The 24,682-nt window shown below is 40.1% G+C and carries 22 protein-coding genes and 1 riboswitch; of the genes, 11 read left to right on the top strand and 11 right to left on the bottom strand.

Translation table 11 applies throughout. From position 1 onward, the window contains the following. Positions 1-28: 28 nt before the first annotated feature. From selD to acsn021_RS07070, 4 genes are read right to left on the bottom strand one after another with little or no spacing between them, the layout of a single operon-like run. A complete protein-coding gene (selD, locus tag acsn021_RS07085; RefSeq protein ID WP_184092510.1) occupies positions 29-1,099 on the bottom strand; it encodes a selenide, water dikinase SelD in 1,071 nt (356 codons plus the stop codon). Beyond that, positions 1,083-2,939: a xanthine dehydrogenase molybdopterin binding subunit gene (locus acsn021_RS07080; protein WP_184092509.1), complete on the bottom strand. Its 1,857-nt coding sequence runs from the start codon at positions 2,937-2,939 to the stop codon at positions 1,083-1,085. The genes selD and acsn021_RS07080 overlap by 17 nt, the downstream gene beginning before the upstream one ends. After that, positions 2,894-3,427 (bottom strand): xanthine dehydrogenase family protein molybdopterin-binding subunit, encoded by a 534-nt coding sequence (locus acsn021_RS07075; RefSeq protein WP_184092508.1) that lies wholly within the window; start codon positions 3,425-3,427, stop codon positions 2,894-2,896. Before acsn021_RS07075 ends, acsn021_RS07080 begins: the two co-directional genes overlap by 46 nt. Continuing rightward, a complete protein-coding gene (locus acsn021_RS07070; RefSeq protein ID WP_184092507.1) occupies positions 3,417-4,910 on the bottom strand; it encodes an FAD binding domain-containing protein in 1,494 nt (497 codons plus the stop codon). Before acsn021_RS07070 ends, acsn021_RS07075 begins: the two co-directional genes overlap by 11 nt. Before the next feature lie 269 nt (positions 4,911-5,179). Beyond that, a riboswitch (purine riboswitch) is annotated at positions 5,180-5,283 on the bottom strand. 256 nt (positions 5,284-5,539) lie between these two features. Between acsn021_RS07070 and acsn021_RS07065 the strand changes: the two genes are divergently transcribed. The 7 genes from acsn021_RS07065 (at position 5,540) to acsn021_RS07035 (ending at position 12,502) form a co-directional block, all read left to right on the top strand. After that, the gene (locus tag acsn021_RS07065; RefSeq protein ID WP_243167840.1) at positions 5,540-7,171 is read left to right on the top strand and encodes an ABC transporter substrate-binding protein; all 1,632 of its coding nucleotides are present in this window, start codon (positions 5,540-5,542) and stop codon (positions 7,169-7,171) included. 84 nt (positions 7,172-7,255) lie between these two features. Next, complete coding sequence (locus tag acsn021_RS07060) at positions 7,256-8,242, top strand: ABC transporter permease (protein ID WP_184092506.1); 987 nt, start codon at positions 7,256-7,258, stop codon at positions 8,240-8,242. Further along, complete coding sequence (locus acsn021_RS07055) at positions 8,239-9,081, top strand: ABC transporter permease (protein ID WP_184092505.1); 843 nt, start codon at positions 8,239-8,241, stop codon at positions 9,079-9,081. Before acsn021_RS07060 ends, acsn021_RS07055 begins: the two co-directional genes overlap by 4 nt. A 100-nt stretch (positions 9,082-9,181) precedes the next feature. Then, positions 9,182-10,099: an ABC transporter ATP-binding protein gene (locus acsn021_RS07050; RefSeq protein WP_184092504.1), complete on the top strand. Its 918-nt coding sequence runs from the start codon at positions 9,182-9,184 to the stop codon at positions 10,097-10,099. Continuing rightward, positions 10,089-10,724: an ABC transporter ATP-binding protein gene (locus tag acsn021_RS07045; protein ID WP_184092503.1), complete on the top strand. Its 636-nt coding sequence runs from the start codon at positions 10,089-10,091 to the stop codon at positions 10,722-10,724. Before acsn021_RS07050 ends, acsn021_RS07045 begins: the two co-directional genes overlap by 11 nt. 222 nt (positions 10,725-10,946) lie before the next feature. After that, a complete protein-coding gene (locus acsn021_RS07040) occupies positions 10,947-11,780 on the top strand; it encodes an HAD family hydrolase (RefSeq protein WP_184092502.1) in 834 nt (277 codons plus the stop codon). Positions 11,781-11,920: 140 nt separating this feature from the next. Next, positions 11,921-12,502: a DJ-1/PfpI family protein gene (locus acsn021_RS07035; protein ID WP_184092501.1), complete on the top strand. Its 582-nt coding sequence runs from the start codon at positions 11,921-11,923 to the stop codon at positions 12,500-12,502. Positions 12,503-12,718: 216 nt separating this feature from the next. On the opposite strand, the gene acsn021_RS07030 is transcribed toward acsn021_RS07035, so the two are convergent. The 7 genes from acsn021_RS07030 to acsn021_RS07000 form a co-directional block, all read right to left on the bottom strand. Next, a complete protein-coding gene (locus acsn021_RS07030; protein WP_184092500.1) occupies positions 12,719-13,960 on the bottom strand; it encodes an IS256 family transposase in 1,242 nt (413 codons plus the stop codon). Positions 13,961-14,173: 213 nt separating this feature from the next. After that, a complete protein-coding gene (locus acsn021_RS07025; RefSeq protein WP_184092499.1) occupies positions 14,174-15,406 on the bottom strand; it encodes a hypothetical protein in 1,233 nt (410 codons plus the stop codon). 97 nt (positions 15,407-15,503) lie between these two features. Further along, positions 15,504-16,493: a hypothetical protein gene (locus acsn021_RS07020; protein WP_184092498.1), complete on the bottom strand. Its 990-nt coding sequence runs from the start codon at positions 16,491-16,493 to the stop codon at positions 15,504-15,506. Positions 16,494-16,915: 422 nt separating this feature from the next. After that, positions 16,916-17,215, bottom strand: coding sequence for an MGMT family protein (locus tag acsn021_RS07015; RefSeq protein ID WP_184092497.1), 300 nt, complete (start codon positions 17,213-17,215; stop codon positions 16,916-16,918). A 107-nt stretch (positions 17,216-17,322) separates the two neighbouring features. Continuing rightward, positions 17,323-18,135, bottom strand: coding sequence for a YfjL-like protein (locus acsn021_RS07010; RefSeq protein ID WP_184092496.1), 813 nt, complete (start codon positions 18,133-18,135; stop codon positions 17,323-17,325). 2 nt (positions 18,136-18,137) lie between these two features. Beyond that, complete coding sequence (locus acsn021_RS07005; RefSeq protein ID WP_184092495.1) at positions 18,138-18,689, bottom strand: hypothetical protein; 552 nt, start codon at positions 18,687-18,689, stop codon at positions 18,138-18,140. Further along, a complete protein-coding gene (locus tag acsn021_RS07000; protein WP_184092494.1) occupies positions 18,686-19,180 on the bottom strand; it encodes an RNA polymerase sigma factor in 495 nt (164 codons plus the stop codon). Before acsn021_RS07000 ends, acsn021_RS07005 begins: the two co-directional genes overlap by 4 nt. 369 nt (positions 19,181-19,549) lie before the next feature. Between acsn021_RS07000 and acsn021_RS06995 the strand changes: the two genes are divergently transcribed. The 4 genes from acsn021_RS06995 (at position 19,550) to acsn021_RS06980 (ending at position 24,643) form a co-directional block, all read left to right on the top strand. Further along, a complete protein-coding gene (locus acsn021_RS06995) occupies positions 19,550-20,236 on the top strand; it encodes a response regulator transcription factor (protein ID WP_184092493.1) in 687 nt (228 codons plus the stop codon). Then, a complete protein-coding gene (locus acsn021_RS06990) occupies positions 20,223-21,212 on the top strand; it encodes a sensor histidine kinase (RefSeq protein ID WP_184092492.1) in 990 nt (329 codons plus the stop codon). Before acsn021_RS06995 ends, acsn021_RS06990 begins: the two co-directional genes overlap by 14 nt. A gap of 153 nt (positions 21,213-21,365) precedes the next feature. Further along, the gene (locus acsn021_RS06985; protein ID WP_184092491.1) at positions 21,366-22,052 is read left to right on the top strand and encodes an ABC transporter ATP-binding protein; all 687 of its coding nucleotides are present in this window, start codon (positions 21,366-21,368) and stop codon (positions 22,050-22,052) included. Then, positions 22,049-24,643 (top strand): ABC transporter permease, encoded by a 2,595-nt coding sequence (locus tag acsn021_RS06980; protein ID WP_184092490.1) that lies wholly within the window; start codon positions 22,049-22,051, stop codon positions 24,641-24,643. Before acsn021_RS06985 ends, acsn021_RS06980 begins: the two co-directional genes overlap by 4 nt. The last annotated feature ends 39 nt before the right edge of the window (positions 24,644-24,682 follow it).

The raw sequence follows: 24,682 nt of genomic DNA, 5'->3' as shown, positions 1-24,682 counted from the left end.
AGTGGAAATAATAAGTACTGCCTATTCTTTATTCTCCTTCATAATAGGTAATGAATTTCTCTCCTTCAGTTTTTGACATTACTTCTCCAATTACCTGACTTCTCAAAGTTCCTCTCTCCTTAAGCTCTCTTACAAGGTCAAGTGCTTTTTCCTTAGGTACAAAGAGCAACAGTCCTCCTGAGGTCTGCGGATCGAAAACCAGAGCCTTCTTTATATCCGAAATATCTCCTTCAAATTCAATCCACTTTTCATAATGACTTCTATTGGCATATCCGCCTCCCGGTATGCACTCCTTCTCAATTAAATTAAGAACGCCTTCCATTACAGGCACTTTTGAAATATTAATTCTTATATTTACATTGCTGGCTGCTGCTACTTCATAGGAGTGACCGGATAGTCCAAAACCAGTCACATCCGTACATGCATTGACACCGATTTTTTGGGCAGCTTCAGAAGCTGTCTTATTTAAGGTACTCATGGAAGTAATTGCTTCCTTCATATCTTCCTCACAAATCATTTCATTCTTAAAGGCAGTACTAAGCACTCCTGTCCCGATGGGCTTTGTTAAGATAAGAACATCACCCGGTTTTGCACCACCATTCGTGAGCACCTTATCCGGATGCACACGACCGGTTACGGAAACGCCAAACTTCACTTCATTATCGGTAACTGTATGGCCGCCAAGAACCACTGCCCCCGCCTCTGTTACCTTATCCAGTCCTCCCTGAAGAATCTCTGCATACACCTCAGGATCCAATCCTGTGGAAAAACAACAGATATTTAGAGCGGTCAGAGGCGTTCCTCCCATGGCATAAACATCACTTAATGCATTGGTAGCCGCAATGGCTCCAAAGGTGTACGGATCATCTACAATTGGTGTAAAGAAATCCACTGTCTGAATTAGGGCATAATCCGGTGCTATCTTATAAACGCCTGCATCATCACAAGTACCAAACCCTACAATCAAGTTCGGATCATCCTTTCTTTCCTGCCTATTCATATGTGCCATAACTTTAGCCAGATTACCAGGACCGAATTTGGCTGCACAACCGGCTTTGGTAGACATGGTTGTTAAACGTACTTTACTCTTTTCTTCCATTATCAATATTCCTCCTTATTTCACGCCATACTTTTTCCGGAGTTGCCGGTATGCTTAATTCTTCCGGATATCTCCCCATGGAACAGAGCGCATCCACAATGGCAAAAAATACAGATTCTCCATATACAAAGGGGGGCTCTCCGATTGCTTTAGAGCGTTTAATTCCCTGTTCATTGATACTTCCCTCTAGCAGCTCAATATGAAATTCCTCCGGCATATCTCCTATGGTTGGGATTTTATAGGTAGCAGGGGAACTGCTAAGAAGTTTTCCTTTCTCATTGTACACCAATTCCTCTGTGGTAACCCAACCAATTCCTTGGGCAAAACCTCCTTGAATCTGCCCCACATCTACTCTTGGATTTATACTACTGCCACAATCATGTATAATATGGGCATAATCAAGGGTAGTGTGTCCTGTTAGTAAATCCACTGTTACCTCGCTGACTGCTGCACCGAATACATAATATAAGAAAGGATGCCCCTGTCCTTTATCCCTGTCAAAATGGATTCCCGGTGTGGCATAAAAACCATGGGCTGACAGATTAATTCGTTCATAGTAAGCTTTTTTCACCAGTTCTATAAAAGATATAAGAGGATTTTCATAGGTCGCCCCGTCTGCTGTTACAGGATAAACAAATCCATTCTCAAATACTACTTCTGCCTCACTAAAAAGTTTTAATACTAATTCTCTTAATCGCTTCATTATCTCTAAGGAAGCTGCCTCCACTGCATAGCCGTTTAGATCACAGCCGGAGGAAGCTGCCGTAGGGGAAGTATTAGCAACTCTTTTCGTATTATTACTTTCAATACGCACATACGATAAAGGTACACCAAAATTAGTGGCTGCTATCTGACCAATCTTGGTGTTCACCTCCTGCCCCATTTCAATGGCTCCATGGGTTACAGAGATGGAACCGTCAAAGTAAACATGTATAAGAGCACTTCCCTGATTTAGATGCGCTGCCGTAAAAGATATCCCGAATTTAACAGGCGTAATTGAAAGACCTTTTTTATAATACTTATTCTCAGCATTAAAAGTTATGGTATTCTTCCTCCGTTCATCCCATAAACTATCTTTTCTTAACTTATCAAAAACCTTATCCATGTGCTCCGCATGGATAATTTCTTCTCCATACGGAGCAATATCTCCCTGTCTGTATCTATTTTTCACTCTTACATCATAAGGGTCAAGACCTAAGGTAAAAGCGATTCTTTGTAGAACACTCTCGATAGCAAAGATTCCCTGGGGGCCTCCAAAACCTCGAAAAGCTGTAGCCGGATGAAGATTGGTCTTACAGGGTCTGCCGATAATGCGGATATTCTCAATCTGATAACTATTCTCAGCATGCAGCATAGCCCTCTCAAGTACAGAAGTACTCACATCAGCAACAGCACCACAGTTGGAATTAAGTTCCACTGAATAAGCAAGTATCTTCCCCTTTTTGTCAAAGGCTACGCGGTAATTACTTTCAAAGGCATGACGCTTGCCCGTACACAGCATATCTTCCTCCCTGGCTAGACAAAGCTTTGCCGGTCGTCCTGTATGGAAAGCTGCAAGTGCCGCTAAACATGCCCAAACAGTTGCCTGTGATTCCTTCCCGCCAAAACCGCCTCCAAGTCTTTTAATATCTACAGTAATCTGGTGTTGCGGTAAACCCAGTACAGTAGCAGTCATCCGTTGTATCTCATTGGGATTCTGAGAAGAGGAATATATAGTTAAGCCACCCGTATCCTCAGGTACAGCCAGTGCACTTTGAGTCTCCAGATAAAAGTGTTCCTGTCCGTCGTTACAGATTACTCCTTCCAGATAGTTTGGGCAGTCTGCAAAAACTGCTTCCACATCCCCTTTTTCAATTTTTTTCTTACCGGTCCCACATACTGATTCTTAGCTATGGCATCTTTTATCGTTAATACCGGTATCTCTTCTTCCAGCTGTAATTCGATAAGCTCCAATGCAGCTTCCGCCTCCTCTATGGTTTCAGCTGCTACAATAGCTACCGGTTCTCCTACAAAATGTACCTGTTCCTGCGCTAAACAGACCTCATCCTTTATAATTCCTCCAATCTGATTCTCTCCTGGTATATCCTTTGCCGTAAGAACCGCCATAACGCCCGGCATTTCTCTGGCTTTCTCCACGTTTAGCTTACTTATCTTTCCATGGGCAAGGGGACTTGTCAATATTTTTACATACAATAGGTTACGGGGTTTGGGAATGTCATCAATAAACTCAGAACGTCCCATTACATGGCTACGTCCGCTTATATGTAACGGTGAAGTGCCTACTTGCCCCCACTGTGAGCTGCTGCTATCTGTCCGTTCATGCTTCATATCCATCTACCTCCTGCCTGGTTTTATAAGCCAGATAATGCTTCATTAACAAATTCTGCATCATTGCCTTTCGGTATTCTGCACTTCCTCTTACATCCCCAATAGGAGCTGCTTCTGTGACTATAACCTTAAAAGCTTTTAAAAAAGTCTCTTCCTTCATTTCTTTACCTTCCAGGAATTTAGAAGTTTTTGGCATATAGAGAGTCGTTGCACCAACCCCTCCACAGGCGATACGGGCTTTTGTAATTGTCCCCTGTTCCACTTTTAAGGCAATGGCTGAATTAACTGCCGAAATGTCCACTTCTTTTCTTTTGCTTACTTTTTCAAAATGTATGAAGTCATATTCATTCAAAGGAATGGAGATAGAAGAAATCCATTCTTCCGTTTTATTCTTAGTCTTTTTATATCCATGAAAGAAATCTATTACCGGAATCCTTCTCTCTCCTCCAGGTCCGCCTAAGGTGAGTTTGGCATCCACCGCCATGAGCAGAGGAACCGTATCTGCAACAGGAGAGGCATTGACTATATTCCCCGCTAACGTAGCAGAGGAACGTACCTGCTCAGAACACATTTTTTCTACCGCTTCAGAAAATACAGGAAATATTTTTTTTGTGAAATCTATGATTCTGGATAGTGATACACTTCCTCCCATTGTTAATACATTTGTTACTAGAATATTTTCCGGTACATCCTTCATACTGCTATTATAAATAATATCCTGCAAAGATGATATTTTGCTTAAGTCTATGAGTAATCTATGGTGCTGCTTCCTTTTCTTAATACCTACCACTACATCGCTGCCACCGTTTATATAACGAAAGTTATTTCCTTCTGTTAATTCTGTATGGCTATGTAAAAACTCCAATAGGTTATCTTCTGAAACCGGTGAATAATAGGCATAGATACCGTCATCTACAAAGATATCCTCTTGGACAAAATGAAGCTGTTTTTCCTCTGTTTCAGTTAAATAACCAGGTCTGATGTCCTTAGAACAGACCGATAAATCCTTTAGATATTCTGGTACTTCCCGAAGCGAGACATATCCGGTACAGCGGCAAAGATTTCCTTCTAAATATCTGCGAAATTCTTCTCTGGTTGGACTTTCTCTTTCCAGATATAATGCCAGAATGGACAGGCTTACCCCCGGTGTGCAGAATCCGCATTGGGTTGCATGGGCACCTAGTATTGCCTCTTGTATGGGATGAAGTTTCCCCTTCTCTGATAATCCCTCGATGGTTATTAAGTGTTTACCTTCTAATTTAGCTGCCAGATAAAGACAGCCGGCAGCTGACTTGTAATGCACCTTACCTTGTCTGACTTCACCAATTACAACGGTACAGGCACCACAATCACCTTCGCCACAGCCTTCCTTTATTCCTCTTAATTCTAGGTTGTTCCGAAGAAGTTCCAATACGGTGGTTTCTGCCTTTACCTGTATCTCTTTTAAATTCCCATTTAGAAAGAAGCGAATTGTTTTCTTCATATTTACGCCCATTGTATACCGCAAACTTTTCTTCCGGTACTGCCACATATAAATAGGTTGAAAGAATCTTTGCGTGGCTTCCTTCCATTATTTTATATTTTCTTTCAGCCTTAGCTCCCATCTGCATGCATTGGCACACTCAGTTCAATCATTGCAATTGATTTTCTTATTCACCTATCCTCATTGTATAGTCAGGATTAAACCTGGATATAAGAAAAGCCCCAGGCTAAGAGACACAATCCAGAACCAGTCGCTTCTGTAAAACGGCAGTTCGGATTTGTTACTCATGTAGCCTGGGGCAATTTAAGGTTGCCTGGTCAAAACGCTCAAACCATATTAATGAGCTTATACAAGAAGTAGTCATAACCAAATACTTCTTTGTATTTTTATTATAATTATACTGTTTTTTATTGATTAGTCAATAAAAAAACTTTTAAATACATAAAAAAAACATAACAATCGTCAAGACGATTCAAGAATATATAGCCTCTAAAGTACGCGCTTTTACATACTTTGGATCGCATTATCCCCCCATAGGGCTTGTAATGTGCGTTTATGTAATGTACGATGAAATTTGTCTAAAATATGTATACAAATCAATTGAAAAACAAAACAAGGAGGTTATAGTTATGCAAAAGAAACGAATCATGCGAATGCTTTTAGCCATATTAACCACCATCCTATTAGTGGGTTGTAAATCGAACAAGACTAAAATAGAGGAACCACTTACACAACCATCAGTAAATTCCTCTTCCAAATTAAAGGATGCTCTTACAGTTTCTGTCGGCGGTGGTTTCTATGAAGGTAATTTTAATCCTTGCACTGGTTACGGTACCTATGGGTATGGCCTGTTTCATACCTCACTTTTGAAAATCACCACTAATGTGAAGACAGAATGTGACTTAGCTACGGAGTATCAAGTCAGTGAGGATGGTCTGATTTATACTTTTACTCTGAGGGAAGATGTCAAATTTTCCGACGGTCAGAAGCTGAAACCAGAAGATGTGGTATTTACTTTTAAAACTGCCAAAAACAGTGGTTCCAGCGTGGACTTAACAATGCTTGAGAACGTCGAAGTTATTGATAGTAATAAAATACAGTTTACGCTAAACAGAGCATACTCTCCATTTACCCGCACCGTAGCTTTACTGGGTATAGTGCCAGAACATGCCTATAATGATTCCTATGCGTCTAACCCAATTGGAACCGGCCCCTTTAAAGTAAAGCAACTTGATGTGGGTCAACAGCTCATTGTAGAGCCAAATGAATACTACTATGGAACAAAATCACAATTTAAGCAAATCACCTTCTTAAATATTGATGAGGAAACGGCTCTTGCTGCTGCAAAGTCCGGCCAGTTAGATTTGGTGATGGTAAATCCTGAATACGCCAAGGAAACCGTTGAAGGTATGCATATCGAAACCATTAAAACTGCTGATAACCGAGGATTTAATTTGCCATGTATACCCGAGACAACAAATGCAGCTGGAGAGACTGTTGGTAATAACATTACCTCCGATCCCGTTGTGAGAAAGGCTCTAAATATTGGTATTAGCCGTCAGGAAATCATCGATAACGCTCTTAACGGCGTGGGCACAGCAAGCTGGGTACGATTTGAAGGATTACCTTGGGCGAATGAAGAACCTCTGCTTACTGATGGACGGGTCGTAGAAGCAAAAGCCCTGCTGGAAGAGGCTGGGTGGGTGGATACAGATGGAGACGGTATTCGTGAAAAGAACGGTATCAAGTGTGAATTCCGTATCTCAGGTCGAACAGATGATTTGCAACGCTATAATTTGGCTGTTGCCTTCAGTGAAAACGCTAAGATTCTTGGCATCAATATAATTGCCGAAGCTCTTGACTGGACAACCTGTAAGCAGATTGCCAGAAATGTGCCGACCTGCATTGGTACAGGCGATTATAGCTTCATTGATGTATACAATGCTTTTCATTCTTCCTTCTCGGGAGTGGATATGGTTAATTTAAGCAATTCCGCTATGTATTCCAATCCCACTGTTGACGGGTATTTGGAGGCAATGATTGCAGCTACTTCAGAAGATGAGGCGATTGAATTCGGTAAAAAAGCCCAGTATGATGGCACTACTGGAGCAAATGCTGACTTCCCTTATATCTGGTTAGTCAATATTGATCATACATATTTTGTACGTGACGGCTTAAATCTTGGTACCCAAAGAATTCATCCTCATGGACATGGGGCACCTGTAATTCAGAATTTAAGTGAATGGACCTATACAAATTAAAAGAAATATGAACTATAGATTCAGACTTTTACGGTTTGTTCAGAAAAAACAAAAACAACTTATAGCATGATTGGAGATAATTCAATGAATCAAATTTTGAAGCATGCTGTCACCACTTTATTACGGATGATACTCTTATTGGCAGGCGTTAGTATTATTTCTTTTTTATTAGTTATTTCTTCTCCCATTGATCCCATTGATGCTTATGTAGGTGCGGAGTCTAATGTATCTCAGGAGCAAAGAGAGAATGTGGCGGAATATTGGGGACTTAATGAGCCTCCTGTAAAACGTTATTTCACATGGCTTTCTAAACTGATGCAAGGCGACATGGGAACCTCTATCACCTATCAAAAACCCGTAACACAGATTTTGGGAAGTCGTTTTCTTGCCTCCGTTACTTTAATGGCAATTGCTTGGTTATTATCCGGTCTATTCGGTTTTTTACTGGGAATTATGTCCGGTGCGATGCAGGGAAGCCTTTTTGATAAATGCGTGAAAACTTTTTGCTTTGTTATATCCTCTACCCCCACTTTTTGGATTGCTCTTCTGATGCTGATGCTGTTCTCCATAAGACTTGGATGGTTTCCCATTGGATTATCAGTACCTATTGGGAAACTTTCTAGTGAGGTTACCCTCTTAGAACGAGTACATCATCTTATATTGCCTGCTCTTACCCTGAGCATTACCGGGATTTCCAGTATTGCATTACACACCAGACAGAAAATCATTGATGTTTTAAAAAGCGATTATATATTATTTGCCAAAGCACGGGGTGAAAATAAATGGACCTTAATCAGAAGGCACGGACTTAGGAACATCGCTATACCTGCCATAACACTACAATTCGCGTCTTTTAGCGAACTGTTTGGGGGGAGTGTGCTGGCGGAGAATGTCTTCTCCTACCCTGGACTCGGCAGTGCTGCAAGTGCTGCAGGTCTAAAGGGAGATGTTCCTTTACTGCTTGGTATCGCATTATGTTCCGTCCTTTTTGTATTCGTTGGTAATTTGAGTGCTAACCTTCTATACGGAATACTAAATCCACAAATTCGTGAGGGAGGTACTCTCTTATGAAATACCTCAAAATCAAAAATAAAATAAATCGAAGAATAAAGACCATCGTTTTAGCATGTGTTATTGCTTCACTGCTCGTTATAATATCTTTAGCCGGAATTTTTATGAACCCGGAGCTATATGCACCTAATTACTCAGCAAAAAAGCTGCTCCCTTCTTTCATACATCCCTTTGGAACAGATTATTTAGGTCGGGACATGTTTTTTCGTTCGATTAAAGGTTTGTCCACAAGTATTTTAATTGGTACACTGGCCGGGGCAGTCAGTGCATGTATGGCACTTGCTTTGGGACTGCTCGCAGCAACTGCAGGGAGCTTGCTAGATAAGGTAGTTTCCTATTTTGTAGATTTATTTATGGGAATTCCACATATTGTATTGCTTATGCTGATTTCCTTTATGTTAGGAGGAGGACTTAAAGGTGTCATCATAGGCATTGCCTTAACACATTGGCCCAATCTGACTCGGGTTATTCGAGGGGAGGTTATGCAAGTAAGGAATGCCCAATATGTTAAAACTTCCCGTAAGTTTGGTACTAGTAAACTACGGGTGGCCTTGCGTCATATCGTTCCCCATGTTCTGCCGCAATTTATTATAGGTTTAATTTTGCTGTTTCCTCATGCCATTCTCCACGAAGCAGGACTAACCTTTTTAGGCTTTGGACTCCCCATTGATGCGCCTGCTATTGGAAACATTTTATCTGAAGCACTCAAACACATTGCTACCGGAATGTGGTGGTTAGTCTTATTCCCCGGAGCAATGCTGGTTATCGTTGTAATGTTGTTTGATAAACTTGGTGAGTACCTTAGGCTGCTGCTAGATCCTGGCAGTGCACAGGAATGATGAGGGCATTAGGTTGAAAAAGACCATTTTCAACCTTTCTATATTAAGCCTGTTCAATTTTTGAGTAGGTCGATAAAAAATGAAAGGCACGGGTGTTAAGATGAGTAAGAATATGCTTGATATCAATAATTTGTCGGTTTCATTTCTAATGTACGGTCAGGGACTGGAACAAAAGGAACTTACTGTAATCAGTGATTTAAGTGTATCTGTAAAAGAAGGGGAAATTCTTGCCATTGCCGGCTCCTCCGGTTCCGGAAAAAGTCTGCTGGCACATGCCATATTAGGTATTTTACCAAACAACTCACGGGTAAACGGGGAGTTGCTTTACTGTGGGAAGGAGCTTACCCGTAAAAAGCAGGAACAGCTTCGGGGAAAAGAAATTGCTCTCGTACCCCAGTCAGTGGAATACTTAGACCCGCTGATGCAGGTCGGACGGCAGGTAATCGGTGTTGATGGCAGTAAAGAAAAGCAGAAGGCAGTATTTAAAAAATATGGATTAGAGGATTCTGTCAAAAAAATGTATCCCTTTCAGCTTTCCGGAGGTATGGCCAGACGCGTCCTGGTCTCAACTGCCGTAATCAGTAATGCGAAGCTGATAATTGCGGATGAACCGACACCAGGTCTTAGCAAAGAGATTGCACAAACAACTATGGGACATTTCCGTGCGCTGGCTGATGAAGGCCGTGGTGTTATACTAATTACCCATGATCTAGACCTTGCATTGGCCTATGCAGACCGGATAGCTGTTTTTTATTCCGGCACAACCGTAGAGGTAGCTGCTGCAAAAGATTTTAATACAGGAGTTGAGGCATTGCGGCACCCTTACACAAAAGCCTTATGGCGTGCCATGCCTCAAAACGGATTTCAGCCCATTGAAGGCTCACAGCCATATGCAGGCGAGCTTCCAAAAGGCTGCTTATTCGCCCCAAGATGTCCCCAAAGAACCAAAGCATGTGAAGAAAGACCTTCCATGCGACCATTACGAGGAGGAGAGGTGTGCTGTATACATGCTACTTGAAGCAAAAGATATCTGTTTTGGATATACTAAAAATAACATGGTATTAAAGGATATCAATTTAGGAATTAAACCTGGAGAACGAGTGGCACTAATAGGCCCTTCCGGTTGTGGTAAAAGTACCTTGTCTCAAATTTTAGCAGGTTATTTGACACCTTCTTCCGGCAGTGTACTTTTTGAGGGAAAACCTCTTCCAAAAGAGGGGTACTGTCCGGTGCAATTAATCTATCAGCACCCTGAAAAGGCAATTAATCCAAGGTGGAAACTACAAAAAACTCTAAATGAAGCTTGGGAGCCTGACGAGACTTTCTTAGCAGAAATGGGAATTGAAAAACAATGGCTAACCCGTTACCCTAACGAATTATCAGGTGGGGAACTGCAGCGCTTCTGTGTAGCAAGAGCATTGGGTCCTCAGACACAATTTGTAATCGCTGATGAAATGACCACCATGCTTGATGTCATAACCCAGGCACAAATGTGGCGATTAATGCTTACTATCCTTGAAAAAAGAGGCTTGGGGCTTTTGGTCGTTACCCATAGCCTTGAGCTGGCTGAGCAAATTTGTTCCAGAGTGATCAAGTTCGAAGAACTCGGAACGAATCATGGCTTCACTTCTGTAGTAGATTAGCAAAGAATCCTTCTTTACCACTCAACCTGGTTGGCGCGCATATCCATACATCCTCCCCCATACTGCCAAATGGGGCTTTCATAAGTCAAACGTCTTTTAGTCATAGTTTATGGCTTGTTACTAATATAAAATTATGATAAAAATAAACTAAATTATAATAGAAAGTTCATTGAAGGTGTATTATTATAAGGCTAACAGATTGAAAATAAAGGAGAAATAACTATGGGTAAAATGCTATTTATCGATGTAGACGGAACACTGGTGGATTATGATAACAACCTACCTGCATCTGCTGTAAAAGCAATTCGAAAAGCAAGAGAAAATGGCCATAAAGTATATATAAGTACGGGCCGCAGTAAGGCAGAAGTGTACCAAAATATTTGGGATATAGGTCTGGATGGAATGATAGGCGGAAATGGAAGCTATGTAGAAGCTAATAGTCATATAGTGATGCACCAGATGATTACCAAGGAACAATGTAAAGAAATTGTGGACTGGCTGCATCACCGCGGTCTTGCATTTTACTTAGAAAGCAACAATGGGTTATTTGCAAGCGAAAAATTTGAAACTAGAGCTGTAGTAACCATTCAAGAATATTCAAAAAGAAAAGGTAATGATGATGCTAGTCGTATGACAATTCGCAAAGTGTTTCCCGAAATGATTTTTGGCGGACACTTGTACCGGGATGATGTTAATAAAGTTAGCTATGTTCTGGATTGCTATCAGGATTTTATAGACACAAAAGAACGATTCCCAGAATTAGAATCCGGTACCTGGGGAGGAAAAAATGAAGAAGCTCTTTTTGGAGATTTAGGGGTTAAGGGGATTAGCAAAGCCAATGCAATTGAGCACCTGTTAACTTACTTAAATGCCGATATATCGGACACGATTGCTTTTGGAGATGCAAAAATAGATATTCCAATGCTAAATTATTGCGCATATGGTGTTGCAATGGGAAGTGGCGGTAAGGAAATCAAAGAAATGGCAGATTATGTAACGGATGATGTAGATAATGATGGGCTATACAAGGCATTTGTTAAATTAAATTTGATATAAACTTACATCCTTAATAACTTGATGCAAAACAATCCGATATCACACCGATATCACTTGTATTAATTGAAATGAGTTACTAACTATGGTAATATGATTATATTTCATACGGTTGCACTTCATTCACGTTAAGGAGATTAAAAATGAAAATTTTACTATTTTTAGCCAAGGGATTTGAAACAATGGAATTCAGTCCATTTATAGATGTTATGGGTTGGGCAAAAAACGACTATGGAATAGATGTTTCTGTAGTGACATGTGGATTCAAAAGAGAAGTTATAAGTGCATTTAATATCCCTGTACTAGTTGAAAAGACAATAGAAGAAATCTCCGTTGATGACTACGATGCCTTGGCAATCCCAGGTGGATTTGAAGATTTCGGCTTTTATGAAGAAGCTTATAATGAAAACTTTTTAGACCTTATAAGAAGCTTTGACGCCAAAAATAAAATTATCGCATCGATTTGCGTCGGTGCCTTACCCTTAGGCAAAAGTGGAATATTAAATAATCGAAAAGCAACAACCTATCATTTGGGAGATGGAATGCGGCAAAACCAATTAAAAGGATTTAATGTACATGTGATAAATGAGCCCATCGTAGTTGACAAGAATGTAATTACCTCTTACTGTCCTGAAACTGCACCAGGTGTCGCCTTTAAGTTATTAGAATTATTAACCTCAAACGATGAAATGGAGATTGTTAAGAAGTCCATGGGTTTTAGATAATGGTACACTTGTAATAAAATGCAAATAAAAAGCCGCCTCTTAAGGTTTATCGAGTGTGTGAAGAAAAGTCTGTAATTACTGATCTTCTATGATAATAACTGGTCTGAAGGCTTAGCAATAAGCTTTCAGACCTTGTTTTATTTATAACAGCGTATGCTGCTACATGTCAATAGCAGGCGGATATTCCGCCTGTGAAAAATTCGTATGAATAAATGATTATTCAGGTAGCCGCCCTTCATACATGATACTGAGTTCACCGTAGACCTGTCCCCAGTTCCTAAGCGGCATATTCCATTTCTTGGTCGCCTCAAAAGTAGATAAATACAGGGCTTTCAGAAGCGCTGTATCACTAGGAAATACGCTCCTTTGACGGTTTAGCTTTCGGTAAGTTGCATTCAGGCTTTCAATCGCATTTGTAGTATAGATAACTTTACGCACTTCTGTTGAAAACTTAAAAATTGGACAAATAGCATCCCAGTTCTGCTTCCAACTTTTCATAGAGTTTGGATATTTTTCGTCCCATTTTTGGATGACCCTCTCGAGAGCTTCAAGCGCTTTTTCCTCGTTAGCTGCCTGATAAATGGATTTTAAATCTGTGCAGAATGGTTTCCTATCCTTGTCAGCGACATATTTCATTGTATTCCGTACCTGATGAACGATACAGCGCTGATACTCTGTTTTAGGAAATGCCGCAGAGATTGCTTCTTTGATTCCGGTCAGACCATCCGCACAGATAATTAAAATATCTTTTACACCGCGGTTCTTAAATCCATTTAGAACGGAAAGCCAGTACTTAGAGCTTTCGTTTTCCCCTACCTCTATGGTCAATACTTCCTTGTGCCCGTTATTGTTAATGCCAAGGATGACATATGCTGCAAGCTTACGGATAATCCCGTTATCACGAACGGAATAATGGATTGCATCAATGTAAAGCACTGGATATACCTCTGAAAGAGGACGATTCTGCCAGTCCTCAATCTGTGGCATGATTTTATCTGTAACGTCTGAAATGAAGCCCTCCGAAGCTTCAAAACCGTAAATATCCTCGAGAGTATCAGAAATCTGTCTGGTGGTCATACCTTTGGCATACATGGAGATGATCTTCTGGTCGATATCTGATATATCCTTCTGGCGTTTCTTGACTACTTGCGGCTCGAAGGTGGACTTGCGGTCCTGCGGGACTTGGATATCCATGCTTCCATAGCTACTGTTGATACGCTTGGGCTTGTAGCCATTGCGGTAATCGTCACTGTCCGAACGCTCTGACTTTCCATAGCCAAGATGGTTATCCATTTCTGTTTCCATCATTTCTTTGATGGTGCCGCCAAGCAGATCCTTGAGTGCATCCTGAATGTCTTCTGCAGACTGGATGTCGTACTCCTGCAGAAGTTGTTGAATGATGTTGCGTTTTCCGTCCGTCATTTGTACTCTGTGTACTGGTTTCTTTTCTCTTGCCATAATAAAAGGCCTCCTATGATTTAATATTTTATCATAGAAGACCTAATAAATCCTTATTTACAGAAAAACTTTCACAGACTCGGTTTACCCTTTTTGAGGCAGCTTTATGTATTATATTAAACTACCTGCAATCTGACAATATAACTAACTCTCAATTGATACTACATGCATACTTAGTCTGTCATGTACTCCAGATTGCTGTACTATATCTGATTATTTTTCTTTATAAAACCCAAGGGTCATTGTTGTTTTTTTATTATCGGAAATATATAAGTGTTCATATATGTAACCGTCTGTTTTCAGGGAAAGAGTCTCTTTCACAGTCCAATCATCCTCTTTATTGTAACTATCGTTATTATAAGTAATTAATATTTCTTGATCATACATTGCTTTATCAAAATAGCAGTATATTTTATTATCAATATCTTTCCTAATGTAATCCGTATTCTCAAGTCGCGGAGTACTCTCAAGATACACGGCTTCATCGTTGGTGGTGTAATACTCATAAAACTTGGTTTGAATCTCTTTCTCAGCCGGTACTACCTCCAAATCTACCGAAAAGAGTGAATCATTCCAGACGAATTCTATACCATTCATGCTCTCTAAACGATAACGGGCATAGTTGTAATCGACATTATCGTCATAAACGTAATTTTGAGACTCGTAATCCAATACTTTTTCTTTTTTAGCGGTAACGACATCACTTAAACTGTAATAATGTTGATAATCATTAAATCTAAAGTTGCTGACTGATACCATATCTCCTTTAATATATCTGTCTTTATTGCGGAAATTTATAAGCGCCAGGTATACCTCGGATACCTCCGTTTCTGGGAAAAAGTGCTTGGTATCAACACTTCCAAATTCCATATCACTGTCAATATATTTGCATACTACATAAATTCGATAATGGTCATTTTTAAATAAACCGTCTGTCGAGCTTATGCCATATTCTGCAAAATTTTCATATTTACTATTGTCCACTTCTCCAATAAGCTCCTTTGGATAGTAATGTACTTCCATCTCATAGGGAGCATCAATTGACAAAGAAGATACCACATAACTTTTTAAATCCTCCAAGACCAATGACTCATTATAATTGTCATAGCATTTGCCCGTTTCAACATTGGCAATCACTAAAAATTCCTTATCATTTACACGAACGGATGCTTTGACGAAAGGACTGGCATTTTTATAGAAAAGGGGTATTGGACCGTTATCGGTTATTGGTGTTTTCAGGCAGTCCAGATAGTCTACTTTTCCACCACCGTAATTTAGTTCCAGATACTCCTGTACAATGGGTTTAGCCAGTACTTCATTATCTTTTGCTTTCTGCCTTTCCTCCTTCGATGTGCAGCCAGTCAATGCTAAAAGGCTTATAATAATAAAAATATACGTTAGCTTTCTTATAGATGTTGTGGTGTTAATACAATTCCTTCTGTTCATTTTTCACCTTGTTTTCCTGCTATTTTTATCATTTGTTCTTACAACCATATTTAGCCATTAGAACGATATCTCCATCTTATTTTCCTTACTGCCATATTTACTGCTTGTGCAGACTCTTTTCAAATTCTTTATAGTCGATTTTCTGGTCTAGTTTATTTATTGTACTTAAAATCTGCTGAATTCCCTTGTTATTCTTGAATAAAGTTATTTTTTCAACTCGACTCAATTTTTCATTCCAATACTTTACATGAATATTACTTGTATTTCTTCGCATTATATGTGGTGCATCCATACGGGCTATGCGAAATAAACCACGAACCTGATTTCCATTCAGGCATTCTTCAATTTCCTCTTTTGCATCTTTACTATTTAAAAATTCTTCCTGTGCTCTCTCAGCTTCACTTACTTGTTGCATTTTCTTGGTATTGTAGATGAATCTTCCAAGCCTCGTAAACGGTATTCTCTTGTCCTGATATACAATTGGGTCGATACTTAGATAGTAGAGAAGATCATCCAGTGTTACTACAAAGCCCGATGTTTTTTGCAGTTTTGCATGAGATCTGGCTGCTCCTAAAATCAGTAGTCCACTCCAAAATAATACAGTTGCAGCTGTTGCGTAGGCCAATATGTAATCTTCTGGCACAATCTCCACCAAAAAAGGTATGGATGCCAATGATCCTGTCATCATTATAATTCCCACAACACACCTTATTATAACGAGTGGATGTGCGTTCTCATAAAGATATATAGACTGAATTGACTGTGGCTGTGATGCACTACCCGGCACACTTGGTTTTTGAAGTCTAGTTGGGGCAGGTTTCGGAGCAGTTTGCTGTGATACTGATTCTGTTGCCGGTTTTGCAACTGGTTTTGTTGCTGGTTTGCTCTGCGCTTTCCTTGCCTCCAGAATCTGCTTTCTCTGCTCACTCCTCTTTTTTAACTGCTTATAGGTAAGACAGAAGCCTCCTACAGCAAAAAACAATACATCAATTAAAATGATATAATAATATGCATTTGAAAAGCTACCTATAGAATCATCCCCATAATACTTATAGATTTGGGTGGTAACAATTACTATAAATAACATTAATATTGCTCCTATAATTGTAAAAACTATACCCATTTTCTTCATTTGTATGTCCATTCCCTTCTCTTGTCTTAAGGTAAAAATTTATCCCACAATCACATTTCCTCATCAAAAACTATACTCGATTATACTTTCGGGAAATACTCCATCACTCCTATCACATTCAATCATCCGATTTCAACTTGTTACTAGCTTTCTAAATTTCATATCATGCAATTATTTAGTTACCCCATTATATACCAATGACGTAGAAATTTCAAAGGATTTATTCTTTTTTCTACAGCAAAATGCACCCATTAATAAATGAGTGCATTAACATAATTTAACTTGTTTTATTAAACCTAAATATAGTTCAAATCCATACTTTAGGAATTAGTGTTCTTATAACTTGGTATAAATTGAGACGGCATCGTTTAAGTAGCTCAAGTACCATATTTAGATATATCTATGTATCCATTCTCCGATACTTCTACTCCTTCCGATATAAGAAGTTCTCTTTGAATCGCTGCATAGCTTTCATCCGTAATAGATATTTTGCCCTTGGAATTAATTATCCGATGCCATGGGAGATTGTACTTCTCAGTCATTGAATGAAGTATCCTGACTACCTGCCTCGCTCCTCTTGCATTTCCTGCAAGTCTTGCAATCCGACCGTAGCTCATAACGCTCCCATATGGTATTCTCTGTATTATTACAAGGACTTCCTCTGTAAATTGTGTCATAGCAAGCAACTCTCCTTACTATTCAGATTTATATAAAAATTTTTCATACTGACTCTCCTTCTAATCTTCCCTATATTGTTCTTCAAACGTTGGCTATTTTTTTGATTTTATTCCAGACTCTTTTCATTTGTATCTTTTATCTCCGCTTCCTTTACTTTTTCTCCTTCTGTTTCTTTTTTCACGGCATATTCTTCTAATAAACGCGGTAAATCAGAACTATCAATTAGTTGTTCAGCCGGGAATTCATTAACCGTCAGGCTGTCAAACATATCCGGAATCAGTTGCCCATCTTCCTCGTGGTAAGGATACTCCAGACTAAGAGAGTATCTTTCAACCGGAATGTCATAGTGCTCCATAAGATTCTTTAGCTCCAGCATACGCTGTGCCATTATGTCATAGCTTGGCTTTTCAGCACAGGTCCAAACTATTACTTCAATGGAACCTGGGAGTTCTTTTATATTATATGGCATATCCAAAGTTAAATTCTGTACATCATCCTCAATTATTTTTGCACCAAATAACCGCATTTGATAAGGAAAGCCATCCTTAATAATAGCTTCCACTTCTTTATCTAAGGCATCTTCAAGTCGACGGAGAGTGGTATATTTATTCGCCACTTCATAAGGATAATCGTCATTAATTTTTCCATATCTCACCGATACAAAGAAAATAGTGTCCTCACTGGTTGATGAATGCACTACACAACCATAGCTATTGTCTTTAAAATTGTAAGAAGCCTTGTCAATAATTAAGTTCTCCGCAGGGTACGCCTCTGTTATATAAGTACGAATTTTATTTGTGGCAATATATGCCGATATGGGATTTCCAACCATACTGTTAAGTATCATAAGTAACAAAAAAATAATCATTAGCCCGGTGGCAGCAGCAAGTATTCTCAAAAATATATTTTTCTTTTTCATAATTAGCTCCCATCTGCGACCTTTGGTCGCGTTTCTTTAGTAAAGGCAAAATGCAAAAGTAAAGCTGCAACTCCACCTAATAAGCATAGTACCGCATAGATAGCTGCATAAAATGTACAGGCAAGTATAACATTCTCTAATTTATTCTGTAACATAGGTACAGCTGTCCATATAAAGGTTACTATTCCGATTACAAACGGCACAAAAAGCCAGAATCGCCTAAAGGTAAAATAACCAAGAGCACCCATCAGCGGCATAACAGCGAAATTATAAAATATACCCATGGAGTTTGTCAGATAAATACCAAACAATGTACCTGCACCAAGCAAAATCAGTCCACCAAGGTAAAATTTCCTGTGTATAGCGGACAATACTCTCTTATCATTAATTGGTATGTCAGCGGATAATTCATGCTTATCAATTAATTGTTGGCACATTGTACAGGAGGCTACATGCTCGCTAACTAAAGTTATACTATCTTCGCTAGCAACTTGATCTTTCACCAGGGGAATCAAATCCTGGCATACATCACAAGAAATATATTGTTTCTTCATAAAAGTTCCTCCTTTCTAAGAGTTTCTTTCATCCATTTTCGGGTACGGAAGTCGATAACGCGGGCGGAGTTTTCAGTAATACTCCACTTTTTAGCTATTTCTGTATAAGACCAGCCTTCAACACGTAAATCCACAATAGAACGTGTTCTCTCATCCTTTGTCTTTAGAAGTGCACGAATACGCTCTAACTTCTCCTTAGTAATAAAATGTTCTTCTACGCTTTCGCTTTCAGTCAAATATACACACAAAAGGTCATCATATTGAACCCAATGTCTTGCTTTTCGTAAATGCTGAAGCCACACATTTCGTGCTATACCAATCAACCAAGTCTTTATAGAAGACTCTCCTCTGAAAGAGGGTAATGCAAGCAATGCTTTCATAAAAGTTTCGGAAAGTAAATCCTCGGATAATGTATAATCTCTTGTTAAACTTTGTAGGTAACAAAATATATCCTTTTTATAAGTCTGATATAGTTCTTCAATCGAAAACATCGGCCCCTCCTTTCATAATATAAGTCACAAAATTCACTTTTTTATTACAGCTTGCAGAAGAAAATTTTTTTAAAAGTTTTTATCTGCCTAAAAAGATGATTTCCCAGTACATGATTTATGAAACCATTATACCATATTTGTGAATTTTTTGTTTTTCAACAGCTTCTCCTTCAGTGCTCCCCATTTTGTTTGTTATCTAAACTTGTATATTCCCGTCAAAAAAAATATAATACTGTTATGGAGGTGTTATAGATGGACTATAGAACAACAGAAGAAGCAGCAAAACATATGAAAATTATAGATAAAATGATTGTGTACCGGGTTATAACGGGCGATATAGAAAAGTAATGTAAAGGAAGGTAAAAATAATTGAAACGAATATTTTTAGTTGAGGATGATAAGGCAATTGCAAAAAACCTTATACTTTTGCTCCGAGAAGAAGGTTTTTCAGTCACACACGCTCCTACGCGGAGTGAAGCCCTTGCCGCACTTACCGGGAATACATTTGACTTGGCACTCATTGATATTTCATTGCCTGATGGCAATGGCTTTACTGTTTGCACGGAAATAAAAGAAACAGGCGATATTCCCGTTATCTTTTTAACGGCATCCGGTGATGAGGCTAGTGTTGTCACAGGGCTTAACATGGGTGCAGATGACTATATCACCAAGCCTTTTCGCCCGCGTGAATTGATTGCGCGAATAGGAACCGCCCTACGAAAAAGCGGACGGTTCAGGTTAGATTATGAAATTCGCGGACTTCATGTGGATACGGCCAGCGGCATTGTGAAAAAAAACGGTAGTGAGATTTTCCTCTCAGCACTGGAATACCGCTTGTTATTGGTATTTATAAGCAATCCTAAAAGTATACTCACGAGGGGCAGGCTGCTTGACGAATTATGGGACGCAGCAGGGGAGTTCGTCAATGACAATACATTAACTGTGTACATAAAACGATTACGGGAAAAGATAGAGGACGACCCAGCAAGCCCCCAGATTATTCTAACCGTTCGGGGGACAGGGTATCGATTGGGAGATGAGTATGCTTCGGAATAGAGAGTATAGACAGTTTACCCTTATCTTCTCCTTAATAGCCGCTGTCGCCATAATACTGGGATTTGCAATCAATAAATCGGCGGGTATCCTTATCACCACCTCTGCCGCTGCCTTTGGCATAGCTTTTTATATATTTACCAGTACTAGATACAAAAATATTGCACGGATTTCAGATCAAATCGACCATGTACTTCATAATGCTGACCATCTGTATATCGGCGAATCGGAGGAGGGCGAACTTTCTATTCTTCAAAGCGAAATTTCTAAAATGTTGTTGCGAATTAGAGAGCAAAACTACGAACTAAAAAAAGAAAAAGAACATCTTGCCGATTCACTGGCCGATATAGCCCACCAACTCCGAACTCCGCTCACATCCGCCAACCTCATCCTGTCTTTGTTAGGGAATACTCCGGATGAAAACGAGCGGAAAGCATTCGTTCGGGAAACAGAAGAATTGCTTCTCCATATGGATTGGCTGATTACTTCTCTTCTAAAATTATCCCGCTTGGATGCAGGTATTGTGCTATTCCAATGCGAGCAGATAGATGTACATAAACTAATAAACACTGCACTACGCCCGTTCTTAATCCCGATGGAACTGCACAATATTGCTGTACAGGTAAATATACCGAGTGGTTTGACTATTCAGGGTGATTTAAGATGGCTTTCGGAAGCAATTCAAAACATCCTTAAAAATTGCATAGAAAATACAGGCGAGAACGGGATAATTGAACTTGTCTGTATGGACAATCCATTGTTTACCGAGATTGCCATCCACGACAGTGGTGAGGGCTTTGAAAAAGAAGACTTGCCCTGCTTATTTGACAGGTTTTATCGTGGTAAAAATACAAACGCTACAGGATACGGAATTGGCTTGGCTCTCTGCAAGATGATTATAACCCGGCAGGGCGGGACGATTACTGCAAAGAATCACCCCAAGGGAGGAGCACTATTTTCTGTCCGTTTCCCAAAGTGACGAATCTCTCACCAAAAAGTCACCGAGATGTAAGTTGACTGTTCTATTATATGGGTAACGTGTGAAGTAAAAATATCTTTACACAGCACAAAACTTCAGATGTGCAAAAATATGCGCAGGAATGGAGTTACCATAAGAAAGGAGACTCATATAATGGAGTTCTTAAAAATTGAAAATCTCTGCAAGGTCTATGGCAAGGGTGAAAACCAAGTTACCGCCCTTGACCATGTTTCGCTTACAATTGAAAAGGGGGGATTTACTGCAATCATCGGCTCCTCCGGCTCCGGCAAATCCACATTGCTGCACATCATCGGCGGCGTGGATGTGCCAACAAGCGGAAAGGTGTATTTGGACGGGCAGGATGTATATGCAGGGAGCAATGAGAAACTTGCCATATTCCGCAGACGGCAGGTCGGACTGATTTACCAGTTCCACAATCTTATTCCCACTTTGAATGTGGTAGAAAATATTACCTTGCCTATCCTGATGGACAAACGGCAAGTCAATGAAGAACGTCTGAATGACTTACTTGAAATGCTTGGATTGCAAGACCGTAAAATGCACTTACCGAATCAGCTTTCAGGCGGTCAGCAGCAGCGTGTTTCCATAGGACGTGCTTTGATGAACGCCCCAGCAGTCATGCTTGCCGATGAACCCACCGGCAGTTTAGACAGCCAGAATGGACACGAAATCATTAAGCTTCTGAAAGAAAGCAATAAAAAATACGGGCAGACCCTGCTCCTAGTCACCCATGACGAAAATATTGCTTTGCAGGCAGACCGTATTATCGGTATATCAGACGGCAAAGTAACGCGGGATGAGAGGATGGTGCGGCCATGAACATTTTTAACAAAGTCACTCTTCAAAGCATGAAAAAAAGCCGTACCCGAACCATTGTCACAATTATCGGAGTTATTCTTTCCGCCGCCATGATTACGGCAGTCGCCACCTTTGGTACTACCTTGTTAAGCTTTCTGTTAAACATTTCCATCCAGAAATACGGCGATTGGCATGTTGCGTTTATGGATGCCCCCTCCTCTTTCGTGCAGGAGCGAACCCATGACAATGAAGTTACAAATACCGCAGTATTTGAAAATATCGGCTATGCAATGCTTGACGGTGTGAAAAGCCCTGAAAAGCCCTATCTTTTTATAGCCGGATTCAGCCAGGAAACCTTTCATACCTTACCCATAAGCCTGATTTCCGGCAGACAGCCTGAAAATAGCGGAGAGGTTCTTGTTCCGGCACACGTTGCACTAAAGGGCGGTGTCAGATTTACGGTGGGTGACACCCTTTCACTTGCAGTGGGAAGCCGCATGGATGGGGGTAAGAATCTTAGTCAATATGACCCTTATCTTTCTGTGGGAAAATCAGGAGTAGCCAAAGAAGTACTTGTGCCGGAAGAAGATAGAACCTACACAGTTGTGGGAATCTGCGAAAGACCCGGTTTTGAAGAACATTCTGCACCAGGATATACCCTGATAACGAAAGCAGATACAACGAATCAGGCAGACAGCTTCAGCCTATTTGTCAAGCTAAAAAACCCGCGTGGGATAAAGGCTTATGCAAGCAGCAAAGCAGGTGCAGGTGCTTATGTCTTTAATGATTCTGTTCTGCGCTTTCTTGGCGTTTCGGACAATAAACTCTTTAACGCACTTTTGTATACGGTAGGCGGCATTTTGATTGCCATAATAATGGTAGGCTCTATTTTTCTGATTTATAACGCTTTCAACATCTCACTGAATGAACGCATACGTCAGTTCGGAATGCTCTCGTCAGTGGGCGCCACAGCAAGACAACTGCGAAATTCCGTACTGTTTGAAGGGCTTTGCATTGGTATAATCGGCATACCTATTGGTGTTCTAGTCGGTATAGGCAGCGTTGGACTTCTACTTCCCATTGTTGCAGGGAATTTTAAGAACATTCTTCACAGTAACGTGCCTTTGACTATAGCAGTATCGGTCCCTGCAATTATCGCGGCAGCAGCAGTCAGTTTGGTTACCATTTTGATTTCAGCCTATATCCCGGCCAGAAAGGCGGCAAACACTCCTGTGATGGAGAGTATTCGCCAGACAGGAGAAGTTAAAACCGAATCAAAAACCGTGAGAACTTCAAAACTTTCACAACGGATTTATGGTTTGGAGGGAACTCTTGCGTTGAAAAACTTTAAGAGAAATAAAAAACGTTATCGCAGCATTGTATTATCCCTTACATTAAGCCTTGTGCTGTTTGTATCAGGAAGTGCCTTTGGAACCACCCTAAAGCAACTTTCCAAACAATATATAGTGGATATGGATTATGACATTCTTTTTATCACTCAGGATTTGGATGAGCGCGAAATGTTCTCCCTTTATGACAACCTAAAAACCACAGATGGAGTTTACGAAAGCTCGTACCAAGTGATTCTCCCGTATACATGCTCCGTTAATACAACGGATTTATCAGATTATTACCGGGAATACGCAGGATATACTGTGTCAGACGAAACGGTACATCTGCCTATAGACATTCAATTTATCCCTGACAGCGAGTACCTTCACTTTGTCAATGAATTGGGCCTGTCCACAGTCGAATATACAGGACAGAATTCGAAAATAGTTGCCATTGCCAAACAGCGGGTTGACAAGAAAGATGGTACGACCGAGGTGTTTGATATGTTCACGAGTCCTTCAAAGACGTTCAGTGTCTCTCCTGCGACAAATGATAAGTCAAATATGGAACAGGGGCAAAATATAAACATCATGTTTGTCGATACGTACCCGGTGGATCCGCCTCCAAATCAAAAGCAATCTCCCGAACAAAATCCATGTGTTTTTATGGTGGTGGCTCCCTATTCACTTATGGCGGATTTTGTAATCCCGGATAACCATGTTACTATAGGTTTTGGCTTTCAGTCAAAGAATCCTTCTAAATCGGTAGCGGAAATGGAAAAGATACTTCAGAGTGCGGGGATTACATCTGCATATACTCTGCATAATGTGTACAAGATACTTGAACAATACCACAGTCTGACATTTGTTATTGATGTGTTCACCTATGTTTTTGTCATCATGATTTCGCTGATTGCGATTGCCAATGTGTTTAACACGATTTCCACAAATATCAGGCTGCGCAGGCGTGAGCTTGCTATGCTCCGGTCAGTAGGAATGTCTGAGCGGGATTTCAATAAAATGATGAATTTTGAGTGTATCTTTTATGGCATGAGGACATTGCTATTTGGGCTTCCAATAGCAGGAATCAATTCGTGGCTGATTTTTAAAGGGTTGGTGGCTCAAGAAAGGATGGACAACTTGGATTTTTTATTTCCATGGCGCAGTATGACAATCGGTATGTTCAGCGTGTTCTTTATTGTGTTCATTACAATGTTATATGCTATTAGTAAGATAAAGAAAGAAAATATCATTGATGCGCTCCGGGATGATATGACTTGATTCAAAACAGGTATTTGCTGCCATAAATTAAGACCAAGA

Source organism: Anaerocolumna cellulosilytica, assembly GCF_014218335.1.
Classification (GTDB): domain Bacteria; phylum Bacillota; class Clostridia; order Lachnospirales; family Lachnospiraceae; genus Anaerocolumna; species Anaerocolumna cellulosilytica.
The sequence above is the reverse complement of the archived record's forward strand: the minus strand, read 5'-3'. Positions and strand labels throughout refer to the sequence as shown.